The organism is Bradyrhizobium sp. LjRoot220, assembly GCF_964252915.1.
Classification (GTDB): domain Bacteria; phylum Pseudomonadota; class Alphaproteobacteria; order Rhizobiales; family Xanthobacteraceae; genus Bradyrhizobium.
The window spans coordinates 131,108-155,193 of sequence record NZ_CAXUPS020000002.1 but is presented as its reverse complement, the minus strand read 5'-3'; the positions used below and the strand labels follow the sequence as shown (position 1 = coordinate 155,193).

General features: G+C 63.8%; 25 protein-coding genes. 10 read left to right on the top strand and 15 right to left on the bottom strand.

Annotation, left to right across the window (positions count from 1 at the left end; translation table 11 throughout):
* The first annotated feature begins 38 nt into the window (after positions 1-38).
* A complete protein-coding gene (locus ACSQ84_RS09000) occupies positions 39-341 on the top strand; it encodes a hypothetical protein (RefSeq protein ID WP_436212245.1) in 303 nt (100 codons plus the stop codon).
* Positions 338-769 carry a type II toxin-antitoxin system VapC family toxin gene (locus tag ACSQ84_RS08995; RefSeq protein WP_436211323.1) on the top strand — a complete coding sequence of 144 codons (432 nt, stop codon included), beginning with the start codon at positions 338-340 and terminating at the stop codon, positions 767-769. Before ACSQ84_RS09000 ends, ACSQ84_RS08995 begins: the two co-directional genes overlap by 4 nt.
* A gap of 26 nt (positions 770-795) precedes the next feature.
* Here ACSQ84_RS08995 and ACSQ84_RS08990 read toward each other — a convergent pair whose 3' ends face one another.
* From ACSQ84_RS08990 to ACSQ84_RS08980, 3 genes are read right to left on the bottom strand one after another with little or no spacing between them, the layout of a single operon-like run.
* Positions 796-1,704: an MlaD family protein gene (locus ACSQ84_RS08990; protein ID WP_436211322.1), complete on the bottom strand. Its 909-nt coding sequence runs from the start codon at positions 1,702-1,704 to the stop codon at positions 796-798.
* Positions 1,705-1,713: 9 nt separating this feature from the next.
* Complete coding sequence (locus ACSQ84_RS08985) at positions 1,714-2,484, bottom strand: ABC transporter ATP-binding protein (RefSeq protein ID WP_436211321.1); 771 nt, start codon at positions 2,482-2,484, stop codon at positions 1,714-1,716.
* A 2-nt stretch (positions 2,485-2,486) separates the two neighbouring features.
* A complete protein-coding gene (locus tag ACSQ84_RS08980) occupies positions 2,487-3,620 on the bottom strand; it encodes an MlaE family ABC transporter permease (protein ID WP_436211320.1) in 1,134 nt (377 codons plus the stop codon).
* Positions 3,621-3,761: 141 nt separating this feature from the next.
* On the opposite strand from ACSQ84_RS08980, the gene dgcA reads away from it, so the two are divergent.
* Positions 3,762-4,769, top strand: coding sequence for an N-acetyl-D-Glu racemase DgcA (gene dgcA, locus ACSQ84_RS08975; RefSeq protein ID WP_436211319.1), 1,008 nt, complete (start codon positions 3,762-3,764; stop codon positions 4,767-4,769).
* On the opposite strand, the gene ACSQ84_RS08970 is transcribed toward dgcA, so the two are convergent.
* Positions 4,739-5,938: an MFS transporter gene (locus ACSQ84_RS08970; protein WP_436211318.1), complete on the bottom strand. Its 1,200-nt coding sequence runs from the start codon at positions 5,936-5,938 to the stop codon at positions 4,739-4,741. The two genes, dgcA and ACSQ84_RS08970, sit on opposite strands and share 31 nt — an antisense overlap.
* Positions 5,939-6,014: 76 nt before the next feature.
* Between ACSQ84_RS08970 and ACSQ84_RS08965 the strand changes: the two genes are divergently transcribed.
* Together ACSQ84_RS08965 and ACSQ84_RS08960 are read left to right on the top strand one after the other, a co-directional pair.
* A complete protein-coding gene (locus tag ACSQ84_RS08965; RefSeq protein ID WP_436211317.1) occupies positions 6,015-7,400 on the top strand; it encodes a hypothetical protein in 1,386 nt (461 codons plus the stop codon).
* A 124-nt stretch (positions 7,401-7,524) separates the two neighbouring features.
* Positions 7,525-9,042: a caspase family protein gene (locus tag ACSQ84_RS08960; protein ID WP_436211316.1), complete on the top strand. Its 1,518-nt coding sequence runs from the start codon at positions 7,525-7,527 to the stop codon at positions 9,040-9,042.
* A gap of 10 nt (positions 9,043-9,052) precedes the next feature.
* Here the strand turns inward: ACSQ84_RS08960 and ACSQ84_RS08955 are convergent, their stop codons facing one another.
* The 3 genes from ACSQ84_RS08955 to ACSQ84_RS08945 form a co-directional block, all read right to left on the bottom strand.
* On the bottom strand, positions 9,053-10,024 hold the full coding sequence (locus tag ACSQ84_RS08955) for a threonine ammonia-lyase (protein WP_436211315.1): 972 nt from the start codon (positions 10,022-10,024) through the stop codon (positions 9,053-9,055).
* Between the two features lie 71 nt (positions 10,025-10,095).
* Positions 10,096-11,154: a glycosyltransferase family 4 protein gene (locus ACSQ84_RS08950; RefSeq protein ID WP_436211314.1), complete on the bottom strand. Its 1,059-nt coding sequence runs from the start codon at positions 11,152-11,154 to the stop codon at positions 10,096-10,098.
* A complete protein-coding gene (locus tag ACSQ84_RS08945) occupies positions 11,151-11,963 on the bottom strand; it encodes a UDP-2,3-diacylglucosamine diphosphatase (protein ID WP_436211313.1) in 813 nt (270 codons plus the stop codon). The genes ACSQ84_RS08950 and ACSQ84_RS08945 overlap by 4 nt, the downstream gene beginning before the upstream one ends.
* A gap of 621 nt (positions 11,964-12,584) precedes the next feature.
* Here ACSQ84_RS08945 and ACSQ84_RS08940 point away from each other — a divergent pair.
* On the top strand, positions 12,585-12,923 hold the full coding sequence (locus tag ACSQ84_RS08940; protein ID WP_436211312.1) for a monooxygenase: 339 nt from the start codon (positions 12,585-12,587) through the stop codon (positions 12,921-12,923).
* 61 nt (positions 12,924-12,984) lie between these two features.
* Here the strand turns inward: ACSQ84_RS08940 and ACSQ84_RS08935 are convergent, their stop codons facing one another.
* Complete coding sequence (locus ACSQ84_RS08935; RefSeq protein ID WP_436211311.1) at positions 12,985-13,266, bottom strand: hypothetical protein; 282 nt, start codon at positions 13,264-13,266, stop codon at positions 12,985-12,987.
* Between ACSQ84_RS08935 and ACSQ84_RS08930 the strand changes: the two genes are divergently transcribed.
* Both ACSQ84_RS08930 and ACSQ84_RS08925 read left to right on the top strand, forming a co-directional pair.
* Positions 13,259-13,462, top strand: a complete 204-nt coding sequence (locus ACSQ84_RS08930; protein WP_436211310.1) for a hypothetical protein — start codon at positions 13,259-13,261, stop codon at positions 13,460-13,462. The genes ACSQ84_RS08935 and ACSQ84_RS08930 overlap by 8 nt on opposite strands.
* A gap of 302 nt (positions 13,463-13,764) precedes the next feature.
* Positions 13,765-13,971, top strand: a complete 207-nt coding sequence (locus ACSQ84_RS08925) for a hypothetical protein (protein ID WP_436211309.1) — start codon at positions 13,765-13,767, stop codon at positions 13,969-13,971.
* A gap of 320 nt (positions 13,972-14,291) precedes the next feature.
* Here ACSQ84_RS08925 and ACSQ84_RS08920 read toward each other — a convergent pair whose 3' ends face one another.
* The 4 genes from ACSQ84_RS08920 to ACSQ84_RS08905 form a co-directional block, all read right to left on the bottom strand.
* Positions 14,292-15,380, bottom strand: a complete 1,089-nt coding sequence (locus ACSQ84_RS08920) for a TRAP transporter substrate-binding protein (protein ID WP_436211308.1) — start codon at positions 15,378-15,380, stop codon at positions 14,292-14,294.
* Between the two features lie 263 nt (positions 15,381-15,643).
* A complete protein-coding gene (locus ACSQ84_RS08915; RefSeq protein WP_436211307.1) occupies positions 15,644-16,624 on the bottom strand; it encodes a Bug family tripartite tricarboxylate transporter substrate binding protein in 981 nt (326 codons plus the stop codon).
* Between the two features lie 193 nt (positions 16,625-16,817).
* On the bottom strand, positions 16,818-17,615 hold the full coding sequence (gene thiD / locus ACSQ84_RS08910) for a bifunctional hydroxymethylpyrimidine kinase/phosphomethylpyrimidine kinase (RefSeq protein WP_436211306.1): 798 nt from the start codon (positions 17,613-17,615) through the stop codon (positions 16,818-16,820).
* A 108-nt stretch (positions 17,616-17,723) separates the two neighbouring features.
* Entirely contained in the window at positions 17,724-17,897 is a 174-nt protein-coding gene (locus tag ACSQ84_RS08905) for a hypothetical protein (RefSeq protein ID WP_436211305.1), read from the bottom strand.
* A gap of 309 nt (positions 17,898-18,206) precedes the next feature.
* Between ACSQ84_RS08905 and ACSQ84_RS08900 the strand changes: the two genes are divergently transcribed.
* Together ACSQ84_RS08900 and ACSQ84_RS08895 are read left to right on the top strand one after the other, a co-directional pair.
* The gene (locus ACSQ84_RS08900) at positions 18,207-18,452 is read left to right on the top strand and encodes an Lrp/AsnC ligand binding domain-containing protein (protein WP_436211304.1); all 246 of its coding nucleotides are present in this window, start codon (positions 18,207-18,209) and stop codon (positions 18,450-18,452) included.
* A gap of 243 nt (positions 18,453-18,695) precedes the next feature.
* A complete protein-coding gene (locus ACSQ84_RS08895; RefSeq protein WP_436211303.1) occupies positions 18,696-19,853 on the top strand; it encodes a TAXI family TRAP transporter solute-binding subunit in 1,158 nt (385 codons plus the stop codon).
* 221 nt (positions 19,854-20,074) lie between these two features.
* Here ACSQ84_RS08895 and ACSQ84_RS08890 read toward each other — a convergent pair whose 3' ends face one another.
* The 3 genes from ACSQ84_RS08890 to ACSQ84_RS08880 form a co-directional block, all read right to left on the bottom strand.
* Positions 20,075-21,001, bottom strand: a complete 927-nt coding sequence (locus ACSQ84_RS08890) for a c-type cytochrome (RefSeq protein ID WP_436211302.1) — start codon at positions 20,999-21,001, stop codon at positions 20,075-20,077.
* Between the two features lie 193 nt (positions 21,002-21,194).
* Positions 21,195-21,644 (bottom strand): c-type cytochrome, encoded by a 450-nt coding sequence (locus ACSQ84_RS08885; protein ID WP_436211301.1) that lies wholly within the window; start codon positions 21,642-21,644, stop codon positions 21,195-21,197.
* A 100-nt stretch (positions 21,645-21,744) separates the two neighbouring features.
* Positions 21,745-24,051, bottom strand: coding sequence for a xanthine dehydrogenase family protein molybdopterin-binding subunit (locus ACSQ84_RS08880; protein ID WP_436211300.1), 2,307 nt, complete (start codon positions 24,049-24,051; stop codon positions 21,745-21,747).
* Positions 24,052-24,086 lie beyond the last annotated feature (35 nt).

Here is a 24,086-nt window from a genome sequence, read left to right as displayed (position 1 = left end):
GGATATATTACTGGATATATTCGGGTTTGAGGTTGGCCATGGGCAACACCGCACAGAAGCGAGCGCTCCGGAATTACCGGACCCGGTTGGTCAAGCGCGGCATGGCACGGTTTGAAGTTCTGGGCCTGGATACCGACCGCGAACTGATCCGGTCCCTGGCAAGACGGCTTGCTGAAGACGATCCTGAAGCCTTGCGGATTCGAGCGACAATCAGCCAGACGATCGCCGGCGAGCCGCCAAGGAAGGGCGGCATTCTCGCCGCGTTGCGCCGGTCGCCACTTGTCGGAGCCGATCTCAATCTTGCCCGTTCGCATACCAGCGGCCGCGAAGTCGACCTGTGACCCGCTATCTCCTCGACACCAACATCATCAGCAATGTCACCAAGCCTGATCCATCCAAAGCCCTTCTCGCATGGATGGCGGAACAGACCGACAATGATCTGTTCATCTCTGCGCTGACCATCGGCGAAATCCAGCGCGGTTTGCTGGAGAAGCCCAAAGGAAAAAAGCGCGCTTTGCTGGAAACCTGGTTCGCCGGTCCGGAAGGGCCACAAGCACTCTTCGCAGGCCGCGTCCTCCCTTTCGAAGAGAAGGCGGGATTGATCTGGGGCCGGCTTATGGCCGACGGTACAGCTAAGGGTCGGCCACGCAGCGCGCTCGACATGATCATAGCCGCGATAGCCGAGGCGAACGACTGCGTGGTGGTGACCGACAACGAGAAGGATTTCACAGCATTGAATTTTATCAATCCGCTTCGCAATTCTGACTAGTCAACATCGCTGCAGTAGCCCGCGCCCTACTGCCGCTTCTGTCCGCTCGGGGCAGCGGCCGCGGCGGGCGGTCTGGGCGCGGCCGGCCTGGCCGGTGGCGGCGCGGCTTCCGCCGCCGGCGCGGCGTTGTTGCTGCCACCGAAGATCACCCGGCTCGGATTGCGGTCGAAATTGTTCACCGCGCGGCTGATGTCGCCGAGCGTACGGCGGCCATCGGAAATCAACGCGCCGGTGCGCTTGTCGAGATCGTCAGCCAGTTCCTTGATCGACTTCACCATCAGGTTCAACTCGCCGCCATTGGCGCCGCCCGCGATGGTGTTGAGACCGAGCATGAGATTGTCGGCCTTGAGCATCACGCCGTCGACCTTGAGCATGACGTTGTCGATCTTCTCGGAATTGCGCGCCAGCGCGCCCGTGAAGGTCTCGAGGTTTCGCAGCGAGTTCTTCACTGACTCCTGGTTGTCGGCGACGATCCGGTTGACGTTTTGCAAGGTGGCGCGGATCGACTCGGTGACATCCTGCAGCGCGGCCGGATCGGCCGTCAGCACGGGGACGCCGTCCTCGTCCAGCGGCACGGGGGGCGCGGCCTCATCGCCGCCCTTGAGCGAGATCGCCGCCACGCCGGTCAGCCCCTGGAATTCGAGGCCGACCAGGGTGTCCTTGCGGATCGGGGCGTTGTTCTCGACCATCGCCAGTGCGACGACGCGACGCGGGTTGTCCAGCTTCACGCGGACGACCTCGCCTACCCTGATACCGTTGAAATTGACGCTGCCGCCATTGCGCAGGCCGGTCGCCGGCCCCTCGAAAATCACCCGCAGCGGGCTGCGCGCCTTGGTCGTGTGCAGGCTCTGGAACCAGAGCACGAAACCAAACGCCGCCGCGATCACCGCCAGGGTGAAGGCTCCGATCAGGACGTAATTCGCCCGCGTTTCCATCAAATACTCCTACACCACAACGGCGCGGGCGCGCTTGCCATTGAAATACTGATTAAGCCAGGGATGCTGCGATGCCTTCATCTCGGCAATCGATCCTGCGGCAATGATCTTACCGTTCCCTAAAACGGCGATACGGTCGCAAGCCGTATAAAGGCTGTCGAGGTCGTGGGTTACCATGAAAACGGTCAGCCCCAAAGTACGCTGCAGGGTGCGGACCAGCTCGTCGAAGTCGCCGGCGCCGATCGGATCGAGGCCTGAGGTCGGCTCGTCCAGGAACACCAGTTCCGGATCGAGCGCGAGCGCGCGCGCCAGTGCCACCCGCTTGACCATGCCGCCGGAAAGCTCGGACGGAAAGCGGTCGGCGACTTCGGGCTTCAGGCCCACCATGCCGAGCTTGGCGACCATGACCTCGTCGAGCAGGCGCTGCGAGAGGTTGAGATATTCGCGCACCGGAAACTGGATGTTCTGCCGCACGGTGAGCGAGGAGAACAGCGCACCCTGCTGGAACAGCACGCCCCAGCGCCGCTCGACGCCGCGCCGCTCGGTCGTGCTGGCCTTGTCGAGATCGACGCCGAACACCTCGATGCGGCCGGCGACCTTGGGCACGAGGCCGATGATGGTGCGGGTCAGCACGGATTTGCCCGCGCCGGATGGGCCGACGAAGCCGAGGATCTCGCCGCGCTTCACGTCGAGATTGAGCCCGTCGAGAATCCGCGTCTTGCCGAACTGCACGGTGATGTCGCGGACCCGGATGATGGCATCGGAAATCTCGCCCGCCATGGTCACATTCCGATCGATGCGAAGAAGATGGCGAACACGCCATCCATGACGATGACGAAGAAGATTCCCTTCACCACCGACGACGTGGTGTGCTGTCCGAGCGATTCGGCGCTGCCCTGCACCGCAAGCCCCTCGACACAGGCCACGATGCCGATCACCGCGGCCATCACCGGCGCCTTGATGATGCCGACGATGAAATGATCGATCGAGATGGCATCGCGCAGCCGCAGCAGGAAAGCTTCGGGCTCGACGCCGCCATAGAGATACGCGACGAGACCGCCGCCATAGAGCGCGGCCATCGCGCCGAGAAACGCCAGGATCGGCAACGCCATGACCAGCGCCAGCATGCGCGGCAGGATCAGGACCTCGATCGGATCGAAGCCCATGGTGCGCAGCGCGTCGATCTCCTCGCGCATTTTCATCGAGCCGAGTTCGGCGGTGTAGGCCGAGCCCGAGCGGCCCGCCACCATGATCGCCACCAGCAGCACGCCGATTTCGCGCAGCACCAGCACGCCGAGCATGTCGACCACGAAAATGTCGGCGCCGAATTTGCGGAAGTGGAAGATGCCCTGTTGCGAGATGATGCAGCCGATCAGAAACGTGATCAGCACCACGATCGGCACCGCGCGCCAGCACACCTGCTCCAGATGATGCACGGTGGAGGTCAGGCGGAAACCGCGGGGACGAATCAGGACATGGCCTGCCGCTGATAGCACCGCGCCGAGCATCTCGATCAATCCGACCAGGGTGCCGCCGACGCCAGCCACGCTGCGGCCGATCTGCTCCAGCATGCCCGTGATCGTCACTGACCGGGTCTCGACGACAGGCTCGGCTTTGACCCGGCGCACCTCGTCGACCAGGCTGGAATAATTGGCCGACAGGCCGGCGATCTTGGCCTCGATGCCACCGTCGGTCAGGCTGCGGCGCAGCCGCTCGATCAGCCAGGCGCCGAACGTGTCGAGCTTCGACACCTGGGAGACGTCGATGAAGATGTTCGGGCGGCTGCCGCGAAGCTTCTCGGCATCGGCCACCATCCGCTCAAGCACGGGGGCAAAGCGGGCCGTCCATGACCCGGCAGCGCACAGCGCAAGCCCGTTGCCTTGGACGATCCGCTCCAGTGTCGGGTCTGCGCTCACGATGCCCGCCCCCTGGCCCGCCCGCTAGTGATGCAAAAGGTATGGTCCGGCACGCCGCCTTGCCTTGTAGAATCTGTCCCTAACCAGCCATAGTTGGTTGCGGCGAGCAAGCTCACGGTTCAGAAATTGCCAGATTTTAAAATGACTTCCAGCCGATCCCAGGAATTTGACCGACAGCTTGTGGCCCGCATCGAGCGCTGGCCGATCGCCGGCTCGTTCACGATCAGCCGCGGGGCCAAGACCGAGGCCGTCACAATCGTGGCCGAAGTCAGCCATGGCGGCCGTACCGGGCGCGGCGAGTGTGTTCCCTACCCCCGCTATGGCGAAACCCCGGAAGCGACCCTGGCTGCCCTTCAGGCGATGCAGGAACCGGTGTCCAGAGGATTGGACCGAACCGCCCTGCAGGCTGCGATGCCCGCAGGGGCCGCCCGTAACGCGCTGGATTGCGCCCTATTGGACCTCGAGGCCAAAAGCAGGAAACAGCGGGTGTGGACCCTGCTCGGCCGGCCGGCGCCACGGGCCTGTACCACCGCCTTCACGATTTCGCTGGGAACGCCGGAGGCGATGGCCGCAGCGACCGCCAAGGCGGCGCGCCGGCCGCTGCTCAAGATCAAGCTCGGCGGCGACGGCGACGGGATGCGGATCGCCGCCGTCCGCAAGGCCGCCCCCGAATCCGAGCTGATCGTGGACGCCAACGAGGCCTGGACGTCGGACAATCTCGAACGGAACCTGAATGCCTGCGCCGAACTCGGCGTGACGCTGGTCGAGCAACCGCTTGCCGCCGCCAATGACGGCGCGCTGGCACGCATCAAGCGGCCGATCGCGGTGTGCGCCGACGAAAGCGTGCATGACCGCGCCTCGCTCAGCGGCCTTCGCGAACGCTATGACGCGGTCAACATCAAGCTCGACAAAACCGGCGGACTGACCGAAGCGCTGGCGATGGCGGATACCGCCCGCGCGCTCGGCTTCGAGATCATGATCGGCTGCATGGTCGCCACCTCGCTGGCGATGGCCCCGGCAATGCTGCTGGCGCCACAGGCGCGCTTCGTCGATCTCGACGGCCCGCTGTTGCTGGCGCGCGACCGCGACGGCGGGCTGCGCTACGAAGGCAGTCTGGTCTACCCGCCGGAAGCCACGCTCTGGGGGTGACGCGCTAGCCGGTGCCGCGCCAGCCACATCACGATCGCAGCCACCAGCGCCATCGCCGCCATCACGTAATAGACATTCTGCCCGTAATTCTCATAGACCCTGCCCGACACCACGGACGCCGTGGCGCTGATGATGCCGCCGCAGGCCGCAAGATAGCCCTGCCCGCGCGCCATCATGTGACCGGGCACGTGACGCACCAGCAGTCCCATGACGCCGACCTGCGTCAATCCGTAGGTCAGGCCATGCGCGAGCTGTACCGCAGACAACACCGCGACCGAGGGCTCCTGCGCTGACATCAGCCAGCGCGCCACCGCGCTGAGCCCGCCGATCACCACCAGCAGCGACGGCGCCAGCGTGAAACGCGGCGACAGCGCGAACACCACGATCTCGGCGAGCACGCCCAGCACCCACAGGCCGGCGATGGTCAGCCCGTCAAGACCGGACGCCTGCCAGCTGATGGACGCAAAACCGTAGTAGGCGGCGTGGCTGCCCTGGATCAGGCCGGCCGCAACGATGATGGCGAGGAAGCCGGGATCGCGCAGCAGGGCGTTTCCGCCGTGCACGGCGGTCGCCGGCGGCTTTGGCCGGTCCAGCGGCTGCAGCCCCAGGCTCGCAACGGCGCCAAGCGCGGCCATCGCCGCAATGACCCAGATCAGCTGGCTGGCTGCAATGAAATCGACCAGCAGGCCGCAGACCAATGCGCCGACCACGAAGGCCGCCGAACCCCACAGCCTCAGCGGCCCGTAATTCAAGCCATACCGCGCCACGCCGCCGAGCGCGTAGGCGTCCGTCAGCGGCAGCATCGGGGTCCACAGACAGCAGGTCACGGCATAGGCCAGCAGCACCGCGAGCGGCAGGTATTGCGTGCCGATCACCGCAAAGCCCAGCGCGGTGGCGGTCGCGGTGACGATCAGGATCGTGCGCAGCGAATAAATCCGCCCCGCAGCACCGGTCACGAACGGCAGCACGGTAAAGCGCGTCACCGCCGGAACCGCGGAAATGATTCCGATCCAGGAGGCGTCGATGCCGATCGACTTCAGCCACAGCGTGAAAAACGGCAGATGGGTGCCCATCGTGCCGAACGTCGCGCCGTAAAACAGCGCCAGCCGCGTCGCGAATCGCTTCGATGCGCCTTGAGATGCGATGGGGATTTGTGATTCGCTTGGCATCAATTCAATTGCGATTCGCCCGATATCGTGTTGTTTCGTTATCGCAACGCGCGGCGATTTGCGCGAAGAGTTTAGCATGGCCGACGAAGCATTCGCCCTTTCGCCGATCTCAGCACGCGCCGCGCTGCCGGGCGAGGAAGACTATGCTGCGATCAGCGAAGCCTTCATGGAGACTTCGCGGGGCCGCTGGTTCCTCGGCGAATATGCCAAGCGCAACCGCAACGCCGACACCAGCATGGTGCTCGACGCCGTGGCGCGGATCGAGCAAAGCCTGGCGGCGCAGAAGGAAGAGAGCCTCGCCGCCCAGCGCGAGGCCGCCGACGCCCAGCGCGACGCCGCGGCCGCCGTCGCGGACAACAGCCTCGCCGAAGCCAAACTAGTCGAGGCCTTGATTGCGATTCGCGGTGCGCTCGAGGCCGCGCAGACCTCGGCGATAGGGGCGATCGACGGCCTCGCGCTGAACGAGAAGCTGGTGCCGGTGCGCAAGGGCGCGCGGGTGATCCGGGAGATCGCCTGGCGCTTGCGGGAAATCGGCAATGACAGCCGAATCTGCGACCTGATCGATTCGCAGGTTCAGGTCATCGAGCAAGGCGCCGAGCAAATCTCCTCCGACGAGGCCAAGGCCGCGCTGCAGGCCGCGTTCGCCTCGATTGCGGGCCGCATCGCGGAGTTCGGCGAGGAGGAGACGCCCGCTGCGGTCGCTGAAGCGCCGATGGCTGATACGCCGGTTGCAGAAGCCCATGTCGCCGCGCCAGCGCCGGCGGCGCAGACCGAGTCGCCGGCTGTCGCCGAGATCGTCGAGGAAGCCCCCGCATCGGAAGGTGCTCAGGCTGCAACCAGTTCCCTTTCGAGCGACGCTGCAACACCGACCGCCGAAGCCGTGGCCGCTGAAGTTGTGGCTACTGAAGTTGTAGCCGCCGAAGCTGTGGTCTCCCAGGCCGACGCCGCATTGGAGGAAGTCGGAACCGCCGCGATGGAGACCGCCGATGCGGTCGAACTCACGGCCGAGGCCGCCGATGCCCATGACGAAGCCGTGCTCGACATGATCGCGATGGAGATGGGCGCGCCTGATCCCATCGACGATGATGAGTTCGTCGAACCGGAGGTCCAGCACGCCCACGTCGCAGCGCCGATGGCTGAGGAAGCTCGGATTGCCGGGCCGATGGTTGAAGAAGCCCACCTTGTAGAGCCGCCTCCGATCGAGCCTGAAGCCGTCGCTGAAGTGGCCGAGCCAGCACTGCCCGAGCCGGTACCGCCCGAGCCAATGGCAGCGGCGGCCGAACGGCCGGTTCAGCCACCGCCCCAGCCGGTCGCCCAAGCCGTGCCGGAACCGGCGCTGGAAGTCTCGCTCGGCTCGTCGATCATCGCCAGCGGCCTCGTCCGCAGACCCATCGCGGCCAACGATCCGCTGGCCCCGATCCGGCGCATGAGCCAGGCCGAGAAGATCGCGTTCTTCTCGTAGAGCCGGTTCTCCCTCCCATCGAATGATTGCCGAAGCCGGATCGTGACCAAGGTCACGTACAGCGTCCTCACCTCAACCTAGCCTGTCCCCGGACATCTCACCTTGAGATTGGATGGAGGACACCATGCCGCGTTTCAAATCGCTCCTGCTGTGCGCCGGTCTGCTGGGCGGCCTGCTGAGCTTGGCGCATACCGGCCCCGCTTCCGCCGAGGCGGTGAACGCCGCCATCAGCGCCGGCACGAAGTCATTGCCGGCGGAGCAGCGGGTCGCGCTGGTGATCGGGAACGCGAACTATCAGGTCGCGCCGCCGCTCGCCAATCCCGGTAACGACGCGCGATCGGTCGCGCAACTGCTCAACACCGCGGGCTTCGAAGTCACTGCCGCGACCGATCTGACGCGCAGCGACATGGTCAAGGTCGTCGAGGATTTTGTTTCCAAGGTTGCCGATCGCGGACCCAATGCGGTCGCCATGATCTATTATGCCGGGCATGGCGTGCAGCTTGAGGGCGAAAATTACCTGCTGCCGATCGATGCGAGAATTTCCAAGCTGTCGGACCTCGACGGCAATTCGGTGCGCCTAGTCGATCTGATGGGAACGCTGGAGACCATCTCGAGCCGGATGCGGATCGTCGTGCTCGACGCCTGCCGCAACAATCCGTTTCCCGACGTCGACGATTCCGGGCGCGGCCTTGCGATGGTCGATGCGCCCAGCGGCTCGATCGTCGGATATTCGACGGCGCCGGGCATGGTGGCCCATGATGGCGACGGCAATCACAGCCCTTATACCTCGGCGTTCCTCAACATCGCGCGGCAGCCCAATCTGCCGATCGAGCAATTGTTCAAGCGCGTCCGTCTCGAAGTGAACAACGCCACCGGCGGCCGGCAGACGCCATGGGAAAGTTCGTCGCTGACCAACGACTTCTATTTCTTCGGCGATACGGCGGTTGCGGCGACCCGCGCGCCCGATCGCGGCCCCGTTGTCCAGATGGCGTCGAACCTGCCTTCGCGTTCGGTGCGTCAGGCCTATGATTACGTCTTGTCGGAAGGTTCGCCCGAACACTATGAGGAGTTCATTCGGCTGTATCCGTCCGACCCGCTGTCCGAGCGCGTCCGCGCGCTGCTCGGCAACTGGCGGCAGTCATCGGAATGGCACAAGGCGGTAAAGGCGAACACAGCCGTCGGCTACAGTTCGTTCCGCGATCGCTTCCCCGACAGTCCGTATGCGCGCACGGCCTTGCGGCTGCAAGCGCAGCCGAGAAGCATTCCGCTGATGCAATTCAACCGCCTGTCGAGGCCTGCGAGCCACCATGGATTTTCGAACGGCCACCGTGCGCCGGCGCTGGCGTCATCGGCCAATGGAATGGGTGCGTCCGCCGCGATGCACGGCCACCGGACGGACAGGTTCACGCAAACCGGCTCGAGGATGAACGGCCACGCCCATGGCCATCACATGCATGGCAAGAGCCGCTTCCACGACCACGGACCGCGCAGGATGGGCGGCGGCATGCACGGCCACTCCAGTCATCGTTTCGCCGCGAGCCACTCGCGCAGCTCGTTTGGGCACTCGCGGCATTCGTTCGGGGGCGGCCGCTCGTTCGGTGGTGGCGGTTCGTTTGGCGGCGGAGGCGGGTTCAGGCGCTGATCGCGTCGTCCTAGGCCACCAGCTTGGCGAATAGGTCGGCGTCGACATTGCCGCCTGACAGCACGATGACGACGTTCTTGCCGCGGACATCGATCCGGCCGGCCAGCAAGGCGGCGAGACCGACGGCGCCGCCGGGCTCGACCACCAGCTTCAATTCCCGGTAGGCATAGGCCACCGCGGCGCCAACTTCGGCGTCGGACGCGACCACGCCCTGCGCCAGCAGCTTGCTGTTGATGGAGAACGTCATCACGCCGGGGATCGCGGCCATCAGCGCGTCGCAAATGGTGCGATCGGCGGCGTGGTGGGCTTCGCGATGTCCGGCGCGCAGCGAGAGGCCGTGATCGTCATAGAATTCGGGTTCAGCGACGATCACGCTTGCCAGCGGAAAGCGCGCCTTGACAGCGGTGGCAACGCCGGCGATCAGCCCGCCGCCGGAGGCCGGCGCCACCACGATATCGGGCGCCAGACCGAGCGAGGCCATATCCTCTGCTATCTCGCGGCCGGCGGTGCCCTGCCCCGCGATCACGAACGGATCGTCATAGGGGCGCACCAGCGTCGCACCGCGCTTGCTGGCGATGTCCCTGGAGATCGCCTCGCGATCGTCCTTGTCGCGGTCATAGAGCACGACTTCGGCGCCATAGCCCCTGGTGCGCTCGCGCTTGGTCAGCGGCGAGTCCTTGGGCATCACGATGGTCGCCTGCATATTGAGGATCTGCGCCGCCGCAGCCACGCCCTGGGCATGGTTGCCGGACGAGAACGCGACCACGCCGCCGCTGCGCTCGGCTTGCGGGATCGATGCGAGCTTGTTGAAGGCGCCGCGGAACTTGAAAGAACCGGTCCGCTGCAGCATTTCCGGCTTGAGAAAGACCTTGGTCCCGACCCGTTCGTTGAGGACCGGGAATGACAACAGCGGCGTTCGCACCGCAAACGGCGCAACCACCCGCGCCGCCGCATCGATATCCGCAGGCCCGATCGGTGCCATTGAGGCTTGATCCGTCATGTCCACTTTGTATCGCGTCCGTGGACAGTCGGGCAAGACGCATTCCGGTGAATTCAGGCGGCGAAATGCGGGTCTTCAGCCACCAATTCGACCGCTTCGTCTTCGGAACCGGTGTCGCGGACGTTGAGGGCATGCTCGACAAAGACGCGCGCCGAGGCCTGCCAGGTGTGGGCGGCGGCAAACGCCACGCAGGCCTGCGGTGCGATCTGCATCGCGTCCAGGCAGGCGGCACGCAAATCGTCGCAGAGGACGCCGACCGGCGCCGCACCGATCACGTCGCGGGGACCGGTGACCGGAAAAGCGGCAACCGGCAGGCCGCTGGCGAGCGCTTCGAGCAGAACCAGGCCAAAGGTGTCGGTCTTGCTCGGGAATACAAAAACGTCGGCGGCGGCATAGATCTCCGCCAGTTCTTCGCCCTGCCGGGCGCCCAGAAACACCGCATCCGGATATTTCCGCTCCAGCGCCACGCGGGCCGGACCATCGCCGACAATGAGCTTGGTGCCGGGCAGATCGAGATCGAGGAAGGCTTCGAGATTTTTTTCAACCGCGACGCGGCCGACACTGAGGAACACCGGCTGCGGCAGACAGAGGTCAACTTCGCGCGGATGAAACAGCGAGGTGTCGACGCCGCGCGACCACAGCACCACATTGCGAAATCCGCGCTGGCGCAATTCGGCTGACAGCGCCGGCGTCGCCGCCATCACCGCCTGGCTCGGCCGGTGGAACCAGCGCAGCGCGCCCCACACCCATTTTTCCGGGATCGGCGAGCGCGCCGAGACGTACTCCGGAAAGCGCGTATGGAAGCTGGTGGTGAACGGCAGCCGGTGCTTGCGGCAATAGCGGCGAACCAGGAGCCCGATCGGGCCTTCGGTCGCGATGTGAATGCTGTCCGGCTTTGCCGCTTCGATCAATGCCGCGATCTTCGCCGGGTAAGGCAGCGCGAGTTCCAGATCCGGATAGCTCGGCATCGCAACGGTGCGAAACGATTGCGGCGTCAGGAAGCTGACGTCGACGCCGAATCCTTTGGCGGCTTGCGCCATCATGGTCAGCGTCCGCACCACCCCGTTAACCTGGGGATGCCATGCATCGGTCGCGACCAGGATATGCGTCATGCCGCGCGCGCCGCGACGCGAGGAACCGGCGCCAGCCGACGCTGCGGATCGGCCCAGGTGATGATTTCGAACCGGCCGTCCTCATGCTCGACGAGCGCGGTGCAGCTTTCGACCCAGTCGCCGCAGTTCATGTAGCGGATGCCGTGCTCGTCGCGGATAGTGGCGTAGTGGATATGGCCGCAGATTACGCCGTCGGCGCCGTGACGCCGCGCTTCGCCGGCCAGCGTCTTTTCGAACGCACCGATATAGTTCACGGCGTTCTTGACCTTCAACTTCGCCCATTGCGACAGCGACCAATAGGGCACGCCGAACATGCGCCGGAAGAAATTGACCAGGCGATTCATCTGAATGGCAAAATCGTAGGCCTTGTCGCCGAGATGGGCGAGCCAGCGCGCGTTCTGCACCACCAGGTCGAAGATGTCGCCGTGGATGATGAGATAGCGCTTGCCGTCGACGCCCTCGTGGATGGTGTTTTCCACCACGTCGATGCCGCCGAAATGGGTGCCGTAATAGCTGCGCAGGAACTCGTCGTGGTTGCCCGGCACATAGACGACCTTGGCGCCCTTGCGCGCCTTGCGCAGCATCTTCTGCACGAAGTCGTTATGCGATTGCGGCCAGTACCAGTTGGATTTCAGCGCCCAGCCATCGACGATATCGCCGACCAGATAGATGGTGTCGGCGTCATGGCTCTTGAGGAAGTCGAGCAACCGGTCGGCTTGCGAGCCGCGGGCTCCGAGATGGACGTCGGAGATAAACAAAGTGCGAAAGCGCCGCTCCGGGCTCTCTTCACTCGAGGAGTCACTACCCATGCCTGTGCACCTACCAGCTTGCTGTGACAGGGCGATGACGACTGACGCGGCCGATGGCCCCACGCGAATCAATGACGCGCCCCTGCCAAAGCGGATAGCAGCGCGATGCGACAGGGAAGCGACGGCGGCGGCAGGTAGATTTACGGTCTAGCTGCATACATATATTCGGTGTCGTCCCGGCCTTGCGCCGGGACCCATACCGCGTGGTCTCTCGATCAAGCCTCGGTAGCAGAGACCGTTCGCAAAACTCCTCCCTGCGGTTATGGGTCCCCCGATGCGCAATTGCGCATCTGTGCTCAAGGCCGGGACGCGGCGGTGCTTGCTGTTGCACCATCGTCCAAAACGCAACGGTGCGAAAATGTGGATGAGCGTGGCTGCACGGACGCCGCCACGCCGCCTTGCGGGCGGCGCCTGCTGCTGTCACACTTCCTCGACGTCCCGCGGCGATGACCGCGCAAACCGGCATGCGGGACAGCAGAGGAAACGATGACGTTCGTTGCGAACCTGTTCGCCGTGTTGCTGGTGCAAGTGATCAAGGACGCCGGCATCAAGTTCGGCAACTAGCGTAACCTGGGCGCAGGTGCCCCGCCCGATCCCTTCATGCGAACCGAGGAGACCGCCATGGCCAATTGCATCGTTATCGTCCAATTCGATCTACCGAAGCGCAGCGAGGAACAGGCGATCACGGGCGGCACGTCGAGCGCGCCGATCTATCGCGGCCTCGCCTCCAAAGGGTTGATCCGCAAGGACTACCTCAATGGCGAGACAGGCACCGGGGGCGTCTATCTCTGGGACAGCCGCCAATCGGCGGAGGCCTGGTTTACCGAGGCGCGCGTGGCGGAACTGACGGAACGATTCGGGGTGCGGCCTCGCCTCACCTGGTACGACACACACGTGACCGTCGATAATCTGCAGCACGAGACGCGCGTCAACGGCAAGGCGATCGAGGTCGCGGACTGACGATAGCGATCGCGGCGCTGCGCTCGATCGGGTCGCGCGCGCCGCGATGCACGCGAAGAAATTAAGTCCCGCGCGTCGATGCCGAAGAGTAACGTTTGCCACGCTTGCCCTCATTGGGCACGAACTGGGCAAACACTTCTCTTACGCGATCAGCCGGCGTCGCATCGCGTGTGAAGCGCGGCTCGGTCAGGGTTTCCACCAGCCGGGGCGCGTAGATGGCGCTTTGATAGAGCGACCCGTCGAAGCGGGTATCGCTCTCGCTGTCGCGCAAGCAAGCGTCGGAAACAAACAACAATACGAACAGCGCTGATCCTACGACGGAAAAATACTGAAAAATGGGCATCGCTTATGCGCCTCCTTTTGCAGGAGGATGCACGCCCGCGATAAAGGCCGGGTTTAACAACGCCAAGCTTTTGCCGGAACAGTTGTTTGGCCGTTATCAATTTGCAGAAAATTTTAAGCAATCGAGGAAGCACATTGGCGGAGTAATCCTGAATCTGCTCTCCGCTTTCGGCAGCGTTGCGGACATGGCCTGGTGACCTGACCGATTCGCAAATGCCCCAAGCGGAAGTCGCGTTCGTAACGACCAACCCGTTACTTCCGAACTGATTCAAAATCCGGATGGCGGCTTCCGGCCCTCGGCCGTCAAGCGGCCGAGGAAGGCGAGGCAGGAGCCGGGCGCGAACGAAGGGCGGAACAGGTCGGCCACCAAGCCGTGGCAAACGGTGCCTCCGACTGGCAATATCTGTTACCGTTAAAGCCCGCACGGACTGGGAAAAACAGGAAACCTCCGCGGACGAATTGAGTTGCCATCGGTAGTCACACTTGTTGGAGCTGGAGGATGGTTGATGAAACTCTCGTTCGAAAGGCGGTCGACACGGCCTGGACCGTCTATCTTGCGACGCATCGCGATGTCGACGCGGCGGACGGCCGACGATGCCTGCTGGAGCGACATCTGCAAGGGAGGTTGGAGGCCAGCCAGAGCGAGGCTGAAGAACTCACGTGTTCCGGACTCGCCTATCTTGACCGGCTTCCCAAGGACGAATGATCGAGCGGATAAAGTTATTAGTCGAAAGGATAACGGCAGGAAGCGCGAGGCCGGACTGGACATTGCTCGCCGTGTCGTCGCTGCTTTCAGCGGCGCTCGTCCTGGCGGTGCAATCCATCTGGTAGGCGAACTTTCGCCGTGCACGAATTAGGTGGGCTCGCGCCAGCGGGGAACCGATCCGCGGCATATGTGAACAGGCCGTCGAACTCGAGTCCTGGCGCTAAGTCACGGCCAGTTGATTGGCGGTGGGGTTGTTCAGTACAGACGGCTTGCTGGCCCCAAAACCAGCAAGCCATCCCACCTCTCCCGATCGGACGCGCTCAGCCCTTGCGCATTTTGCTGAGCAAATAGTTGTCGTAGTAATTTTCCGCGATCTGCGTGTAGAACAGCACTTCCTTCATGTAGGCGTCGTGGCTCTCTTTGGTCTTCTTGAAGAGCGGGCTCTTCTCGGCGATTCCGTTCAGATGATCCTGCGTGGCGGTGTAGCAGGCTTCCATGACCGGTAGCGGGAACGCGCGCAGCTCGGCCCCGCCCGCGATCAGCCGCTTCAGGGCGGCCGGATTGACGCTGTCATATTTTTCGATCATCCAGGCGCCCGCCGCCGAACCCGCCTGGTTGAGGATCGCCTGGTATTGCTTGGGAAGCGCGTTCCACTTCTCGTCGTTGACGATCATGTGCAGCATGGCGCCGCCTTCCCACCAGCCGGGGTAATAATAGTACTTTGCTACTTTGTAGAAGCCGAGCTTCTCGTCATCGTAGGGACCGACGAACTCGGCGGCGTCGATCGAGCCCTTCTCGAGCGCCGAATAGACGTCGCCGCCCGCGATCTGCTGCGGCACGATGCCGAGCTTTGCGAGCACATGGCCGCCCATTCCGGCGATGCGGAATTTGAGGCCTTTGAGATCATCGACGGTCTTGATCTCCTTGCGAAACCAGCCGCCCATTTGCGTACCGGAATTACCGCACAGGATCGCATGCGCCTTGAACGGCTTCAGCGCCTCGTTGCAGAGGTCGGCGCCGCCGCCGAACGTCCACCAGGAATGCTGGTGGCGATGGTTCATGCCGAAGGGGGCGCCGGTGGCATAGGTCAGCGCCGGCTCCTTGCCGATGTAGAAATACAGCGGCGTCTGCGCCATCTCGACAGTCGCGGTGCTCACGGCATCGAGTGCCTGCAGGCCAGGCACGACCTCGCCGGCCGCAAAGGTCTGGATCTGAAACTTGTTGTCGGTGGCATCGGCGACGTATTTGGCAAAGGTTTGCGCCGTGCCAAAGATGGTATCGAGCGACTTTGGAAAGCTCGAGGTCAGGCGCCACTTGATCTCGGGCGCTGCTTGCGCGATCGCAGGTGCCGCAACCAGCGTCGTCGCGCCGACCACGGCGCTGCCTTTGAGGAACGTACGGCGTTTCATGTGATCACTCCGTTAGGGTGCAAGCCATAGGGTGCAAGTCATAGATTGCAAATCCGCTGGTGCTGGGCCGAGAGGACTCCCGCGACCGTTCAACCTTCATCTTAACGAACTTTGGGGCATGCGCGGAAGTGCTACTTCCGCGCCCGGCGCCATGCGCAGCGGGCGAGCGGGCACCGCGGCGGTGCCCGCTTTGAAGCCAGTCGATGCTTGCCTCTTGCACATCGCGCCACGTCGTGGCGACGCGGAACGTGCCGGCGAGCCGGCTAGTCCAGCTTCACATTCGCTTCCTTCACGACCTTGCGCCAGCGCGCGACTTCGGCGGATACCATGGTAGCGAATGCCGGGCCCGTCACGTCGGGAACGTCAGAGCCGTTGCGCTCCCAAGCCTCCTTGATTGCGCTCGTCTGCATCGCCTGCTGCACCTCCTTGATCATGCGTTCGACGATCGCCGGCGGCGTGTTCTTGGGCGCAAACAGGCCATACCAGGTCGCTACTTCAAAATCGGCCAGACCAGCTTCCTTGGCCGTGGGAAGATCGGGGAACGCGGCTACCCGCTTCGGCGCCGCAACCGCGAGCGCGCGCAACTGCCCGGCCCTGATCGGTCCTGCCGACGAGCCCATGCCGTCGAACACAACAGGCACATGGCCGGCGATCAGATCCTGCATCGCGGGCCCCGCCCCGCGATAAGGGACGTGCTGGATATTGGTCTTGGTCAGGATCTTGAACAATTCGCCCGCCAGATGGTGGGTTGTGCCGGCCCCGGCGGAGCCGTAGTTCAGTTGGCCCGGGTTCGCTTTGGCGAAGGCTATGAACTCGGCAAGCGTCTTGGCGGCGACCTTTTCGGGGTTAACGACGATCACCTGTGGCGGACGCGCGATCACGGCGACGGCGATAAAATCCTTCTCGATGTCGTAGTCGAGGTTGGGATAGAGCGAGGGGGCAATGGTGTGATGCGCCGCGCCCATGAAGAAGGTGTAGCCGTCGGGAGCGGCCTTGGACGCCGCCGAGGCGCCGACCGTGCCGCCGGCGCCGGCGCGGTTTTCGATCAGCACGCGCTTGCCAAGCTGGGTGTCGAGCTGGGCTGCGAGCGGGCGGGCGAACGCGTCGGTGCCGCCGCCGGCCGCAAATGGCACCACGAACGTGATCGGCTTCTCCGGCCATGTCTGGGCCAGGGCCGGACTGGCGGCGATCGCAAGGCCCGCCAGAACGGTCAATACGGCGTAGCGCAGGTTCTTTTGTTTCAAGGCGTTCCCTCCCGGATATGGCGACACTGTTCCGCGCATTGGCGGCGTCGCGCTTCTCTTGAATTTCAGGCGCTGAATTATAGGTGCCGGGCATGGTCCCGCAAATGGGCCATTTGGACAAGGACTGCTCCCGGGGCGTATGGTCGCCCCTCGCGGGCATCGGCGCTGGCAGAGACGCCGCACGGAAGCGCCTTCAATAGTACCCGTGAAAATGATGGACCGGGCCGTGGCCGCGGCCGACGCTGAAGCGGTCCGCGGCTGCGATCGCGGCACTGATCCAGGCCTTGGCGTTGCGGACGGCGGTTTCCAGACTATCGCCTTTGGCAAGGCCGGCCGCAATCGCCGATGACAGCGAGCAGCCGGTGCCGTGGGTATTTTTGGTGGCGATGCGCGGAGCGGCCAGCGTGATCGTGGCATTCGCGTCGATCAGATAATCGGTGCTCTCGGCGCCCTGCCCGTGGCCGCCCTTGATCAGCACCGCGCGGCAGCCCATCGCCAGCAACCGCCTGCCCTGATTTTCGACCGCGGCTTCGTCCGTCGCCATAGGCTCATCGAGCAAGGCCGCGGCCTCCGGCAGATTGGGCGTGATGACAGAGGCGAGCGGAATGAGCCTGGTGCGCAAGGCCTCGACGGCCTCGGTCGCCAGCAGGCGATCGCCCGAGGTCGCGACCATCACGGGATCGAGCACGACATGATTGGGCGACCAGCGCGTCAGCCCCGCGACGATGGCATCGATGCTCGCGGGCTGCGCCACCATGCCGATCTTGACCGCGCCGACGGCGAGATCGGAAAATACCGCGTCGATCTGCGCGGTGAGGAATTCCGCCGGCACCTGATGGATGCCGCTGACGCCGGTGGTGTTCTGCGCCGTCAGCGCCGTGATCGCAGAGGCGCCATAGACACCGAGCGCGGCAAACGTCTTCAGGTCGGCCTGGATACCGGCGCCTCCGGACGAATCGGAGCCGGCGATTGTGAGCGCGATCGGCGTCATCGCCCGCCTCGTGCAACTGGTGTGTTCGGGACCATAGCCTGTCCTAGCGCGGCCGGCCATTGCCAGCAAGCTGGCTAGCCCTCGCGCGGCAGACGGCAGGTCAATGCGCTAACCGAAGTTGCGGAAGCCCCACGTCAGGAATCCGAACATGACGACCAGAATCACAAGGCTGCCGACGGCGACCATGAGGAGGACCTCCCAGCCGGAGAGGCCCGCCTTTTTGGCTTTGACAGCGCCGAAGCCCAGCAACACGAACAACAATGGGCCGACAAGCAGCGTCATTTGCGCTTCGGCGCCTGGACCGGCAGGTCAAGCACGCCAAAGAATGCGAGCAGCAGGGCAACTTCTTCCTTCGAACCGACTTTGATCATCTTCATCTCCCGTTTGATGTTTGGTCGAACCGGGATCTGAAGGGGTTCACGCCATACGGTTTCGTGACTGTTTCAGGCTGATTTCATCGGCCTTTTGACGTCCTGATTGCGGCGCGTTTTCCTGCATGTTTTCCTCTACGTTTTCCTGGCCTGAACCGGTATCCACCCGGCTCGAAAACGCTATATTGGGTGCAAATCGCCCCTTCGGAGACGACAAGCCATGGTTCCCTTCTTCGTCCAGTTCAAATGCAAGCTCGGCCAGTCCTATGCGGTGGCCAATGCGCTCGCGGAAGCCGAGATCGCCTCGGAGATCTATTCCACCGCCGGCGATTACGACCTGCTGGTCAAGTTCTACGTCGATAACGCCACCGATATCGGCCATTTCGTCAATGAGAAGGTGCAGGTCATTCCCGGCATCCAGGACACCCACACCATCATCACCTTCAAGGCGTTCGGCACCAGCTAGCACCTCACCTGATTGGACGGCTTCAGACCCTGCGCGCGGAGTGCCTATCCTGAAGCCATGATCAACGCGTCAAGCTGACGCGGATCGGCCCCCCCTGCTTGTGCCTTGCAGTAGAAGCGGAAATCCGCAAGCATTCGCTCCAATACGCAGCGCCTGTTTCCGACTGACGCCCGTTTGTCGGCCAGAAGCACAGGCGACAAAGCGTCTCAAGGCTGCAACGTCAGCTTCCGAGGGGAGGAATGAATGATCTATCCGATCTTGAAGCTTGCGGCCGTTGTGCTGGCCGGATCCGCGCTCGCGGCATCGACGGCGGGCGCGCAGGTGAAGCTGCCGCCGTCCGTGACGATGACGGCCTATGACACCGGGACATCCGGGTTTAACATTACCGTCGCCATCGGCAAGATGATGAAGGACAAATACGGCGCTGATGCGCGCGTATTGCCCGCCGGCAACGACGTCGCCCGGCTTCAGCCGCTGCGACTCAACCGCGCGACCATCTCGGCGATGGGTGCCGGCGTTTATTTCGCGCAGGAAGGCGTGTTTGAATTCGCGACGCGGGAGTGGGGACCGCAGGCGGTCCAGATCACGCTGTCTTCGGTCGACTGCAACGGTCTTTCGGTGGCGGCGGCCGCCGACACTGGTGTGAAAGCCGTCGCGGACCTGAAGGGCAAGCGCATCGGATTCGTGGTCGGCTCGCCCGCACTCAACCAGAATGTGCTGGCGATGCTGGCGTTCGCGAACCTGACGGCCAAGGATGTCAAGATCGTCGAATTTTCGGGCAACAATGCGATGTGGAAAGGCGTCGTGAACAACGATGCTGATGCCGCGTTCACTTCGACGATCGCGGGCCCCGCCAAGGAGCTGCAAACCTCGCCGCGCGGCATCGTCTGGCCGCCCTTGCCGCACGCCGACAAGGCAGGGTGGGATCGCGTGCGCAAGGTCGGCCCGTACTTCACCGAGCACAACGCCACCTGCGGCGCCGGCGATTTTTCCAAGGACAAGCCGGTCCAGATGGGCACCTATCCGTATCCGATCTATACGGTCTACGCGAGCCAGCCTGAGGACGACGTCTACATGCTGACCAAGGCGCTGATCGAAGGCTATGACGGATACAAGGACAACGCGCCGGGCGCCAGCGGACTTGCGGTAAAGGGGCAAACCAAGAATTGGGCGGTGCCGGTGCACAAAGGCGCGGTCAAGGCGCTAAAGGAAGCCGGCGCCTGGAGCGACGACCAGGAGAAGCACAACAACGCCCTGTTCAAGCGCCAGGAAATTCTGATCGCGGCGTGGACCGACTACATCAAGGGCACCCCGTCGGCCGATCCGGCAAAACTCACCGAGGAGTGGATGGGCGCGCGCAAGGCCGCACTCGCCAAGGCCGGCCTGATCAATACGTTCTAGTTAGAGCGTGAAGACGTCAGACCGGGGCGTCGCGCTCGCACTGTCCGCCGTCATCCCCGGGATGAACGCAATTGCGTTCACCCGTAGGTGCGCGCTCTTGCGCGCCTCGAAGGATGAGTACGGCCCGTGGCCCATCCTTCGAGGCTCGCCCAGCGGTGCAAGTGCACCGCAAGGCTCGCACCTCAGGATGACGGCGAGGCTGTTGCGAGCACGCTAAAGCGTCAGGACTTCTCCGCCTTCTTCGGCTGCGGCGGTCCCTCCACCGCGGGCAGCGATTTCAGATACTCCGCCATCGCGGTGCGGTCCTCGGGCGACAATTGCGAGGTGTTGCGGATCACACGCGTCATCAAGCCACCGGCGGTGTCGCCGTCGGGCGTCTGCCCGCTCTCGAGGAAATAGGCGAAATCCTTCGCGCTCCAGTCCGACATCCGCTTCTGCGTGATGTTGGGCACCCAGCCCTTGCCTTCCGGATTCGGACCGCCCGCGAAGCGCTGCGCTTCGACGATGCCGCCGATGAGATTGCGCGGGCTGTGGCACTCGGCGCAGTGACCGAGGCTGTTGACGAGATAGGCGCCGCGATTCCATTGCGCGGATTTGCCGGCGTCAGGCGTGAACGGCTTGCCGTCCATGAACAGGAATTTCCATACCCCGACATTGCGGCGGATGTTGAACGGAAACGGCACGTCATGGTCGCGCACCTTGCCGGCTACCGGCGCCAACGTCTTCAGATAAGCGAACAGATCCCTGACGTCCTCGACCTTCGCATGCTGATAGGAGGCGTAGGGAAACGCCGGAAAATAATGATCGCCCGAAGGCGAAGTGCCCTTGAGCATGGCGGTGACGAAATCCGCTTCGCTCCATCGCCCGATGCCATCGTTCGGATCGGGCGAGATATTGGGGACGTTGAACGTCCCGAACGGCGAAGGCAGCGGCAGTCCACCGCCGAGCTTGAGGCGATCGGGCTGGTTCGGCACGGCATGGCAGGAGGAGCATCCGCCGGCATTGAACGCTGTGAGGCCGTTGGCGAGGTTGGGCGTGTACGCGGGCAATGCAGTCGCAGCGACGACCGCCGGTATCGTCAGCCACCAGAAAATGCCGAGACCGGCGATGCCGGCTAAAACGGCCAGAAGGAACAGTCGTTTCAGCATTCACCAATCCGTCATCGGGCGTTTCAATATGGCCAGTATGGACGCAATTTCAGCCCGAAGCTTCCACGAAAATTTCGGCAACTCAACGCCGTTTCGGCGGCGAGGCGATGAGCGACCAGGTCCTCGCACGCGAATGACGAAAAGGCCGGACGCGTTACGCATCCAGCCTCGTTCTGTCTTGTCCAGCGATGGTCTAGCCCTTCTTGAGGCGGAAGGTCTCGTGGCAGGCGCCGCATTCCTTGCCGATGCCGGGGAAATTCGCTTTCAGCGTGTCGAGGTCCTTGATCTTGGCCTGGGCGTCGGCCACCACCTTGGCGAAGCTCGCGACCTTGGCGTCGTAGCCGGCCTTGTCGTCCCAGATCTTCGGCGCGGGGGCGTAGTCGCCTTCCCACTTGGCATCCTTCACGCTGGCGGGGAACATGGCCGGGAGCTTCTTGGCGGTGTCGTCGAGCTGCTTGAGCGCCGCATCGACCGCGGCTTGGTCGTAGGGCTTTTCGCCCTTGAACATCGGAGCCAGCACGCCGCCGACGTTCTTTCCGTTGGCCTTCATGGTGTCCTGGGCACTCTTGACCGAATCCTGCTGCGCCACGCCAACGCCGACACTGAGCAACAGTGCACCTGCAACCAACAATACCCGTTTCATTCGGCAAACCCCTGTTTTTGACTGATGCCGGTCCGCGATCGCCGCGGACCTTGCCTCATTGAGCCAACCCCGGGAGTTTAGATTCATTCCAGACAAAAAATCAAAGGTTATGCCGCCGCTGGGCCTCCCGAATCGCGATCCAGACCCGTTCGGGGGTGGCGGGCATGTCGATGTGGTCGATCTTGTACTCCCGCCACAGCCCCTCGATGATCGCATTGACCACCGCCGGACAGGAGCCGATCGCGCCGGCCTCGCCCGCGCCCTTCACCCCCAGCGGATTGGTGGTGCAGGGCACGTTGTGGGTCTCGAAGTGGAATGACGGGCCGTCGGCTGCGCGCGGCATCGCATAGTCCATGAACGTGCCGGTGACGAGCTGGCCGTCGCTGGAGAACACCGCCCGCTCCATCAAGGCCTGACCTATCCCCTGCATCGCGCCGCCATGCACCTGGCCGGCAAGCAGCAGCGGATTGAGCGTCACCCCGAAATCGTCGACGATCACGTAGTTGATGATCTTGATGATGCCGGTCGCCGGGTCGATCTCGACTTCGGCGAGATGGGTGCCGTTCGGGTATGTGCCATCAGCCTGGGTGAAGGTCGCGCTCGAATTCAACTTCGACGGATCGACGCCCGGACGCCTGGCCAGATCGACAAAACTCACCGAACGGTCGGTGCCCGCGATCCGTATCCTGCCGTCGCTGATCTCCAGATCGCCCGCACTGGTTTCCAGCGCTTCGGCCGCTATCTCCTTCAGCTTGCCGCCGAGATCATGGGCCGCACGCTGCACGCTGACGCCGCCGGTCGGGATAGAGGCCGAACCTCCGGTGCCGAGACCAGTGGCGATGCGATCGGTGTCGCCCTGCACGATGTGCACGCGCTCGGGCGGCAGCCCGAACTGCTCGGCGATCAGCTGCGCATAGGCGGTCTGATGGCCTTGTCCGCTCGACTGGGTGCCGATCAGAATGGTGACGTCGCCATTGGGATCGAGCGCCACATTTGCAGTCTCCTCACCCATGGTGCCGCAGACCTCGACATAGCTTGCCAGCCCAATACCGCGCACCAGGCCTTCCTTCCTGGCGGCCTTGGCGCGCTTGGGGAAATCCTTCCAGTTGGCAACTTCCATCGCGCGCTTCATATGTGCGGTGAAATCGCCTGAATCGTAAACCTTGCCGGTGATGGTCTTGTAGGGCATCGCCTTCGGCGGGATGAAGTTCTTGCGCCTGATGGCATCGGGCGTCAGCCCAAGTTTTCGCGCGCAGGCGTCGACCAGCCGCTCGATCACGTAAGCCGCTTCGGGACGGCCCGCGCCGCGATAGGCATCGACCGGCACGGTGTTGGTGAACACCGTGCGGACGCGGCAGTGGAAGGTCTGGATGTCGTAGAGGCCGGGCAGCATGCCGGCGCCGCCGTGCGGAATGTAGGGGCCGAAGGTCGACAGATACGCGCCCATGTCGCCCATCAGGTCGACGTCCATCGCCAAAAACTTGCCATCCTCGGCGAGCGCCATCTTCGCAACGGTGACGTTGTCGCGTCCCTGCGCGTCGCCGACGAAGTGATCGGCGCGATCGGCGGTCCATTTGATGGTCTTCTTGAGCCGTTTCGCGGCGACCGAGATCAGCGCGTATTCGCGGTACGGAAACAGTTTGGTACCGAAGCCGCCGCCGACATCGGGGCAGATCACCCGCATCTTTTCCAGCGGCATCTTGAGCACCATGCCGCCGATGATCTCGCGCAGGCGATGGCTGCCCTGGCTGCCGATCGTCAGCGTCAGATGATCCTTCTTGGCATCGTATTCGGCGACCGCCGCGCGCGTTTCCATGAAGTTGGTGATGACGCGCGGATTGACGATCGACACTTCGGCGACCGCATGTGCCTTGGCGAAAACGGCGTCGGTTGCCGCCTTGTCGCCGATCGGCACGTCGAACAGGATGTTGCCGGCGTGACTGGGCCAGACCTGCGGCGCGCCCTTCTTGACGGCGTTGACAAGGCCGACCACGGCGGGCAGCGGCGTCCAGTTGACCTCGATCGCCTCGAGCGCATCGCGGGCCTGATCGATGGTATCGGCCACGACGAAGGCGACGGCGTCGCCGACATGACGGACTTCATCTTTTGCGAGGATCGGGTAAGGAGGTCCGGTGAACGGATCGACTTCGAAATTGAACAGGCAGGGCAGATTGCCGAGATCCTTGACGTCGTCGGCGATCAGGACCGCGCCGACACCAGGCATGCCGCGGGCCTTGGTGACGTCGATGGTGAACTTGGCGTGCGCGTGCGGCGAGCGCAGCACCAGCGCATGCATCGCGGCAGACGGCGACACGTCGTCGGTATAGCGGCCCTTGCCGCGAATGAGCGCATCGTCTTCCTTGCGGCGGACGCTGTGACCGACGCCGAACTTGATGGGAGCTGCCATCGTATCTCCAATAGCCTGATTGATTTCGCGCCATA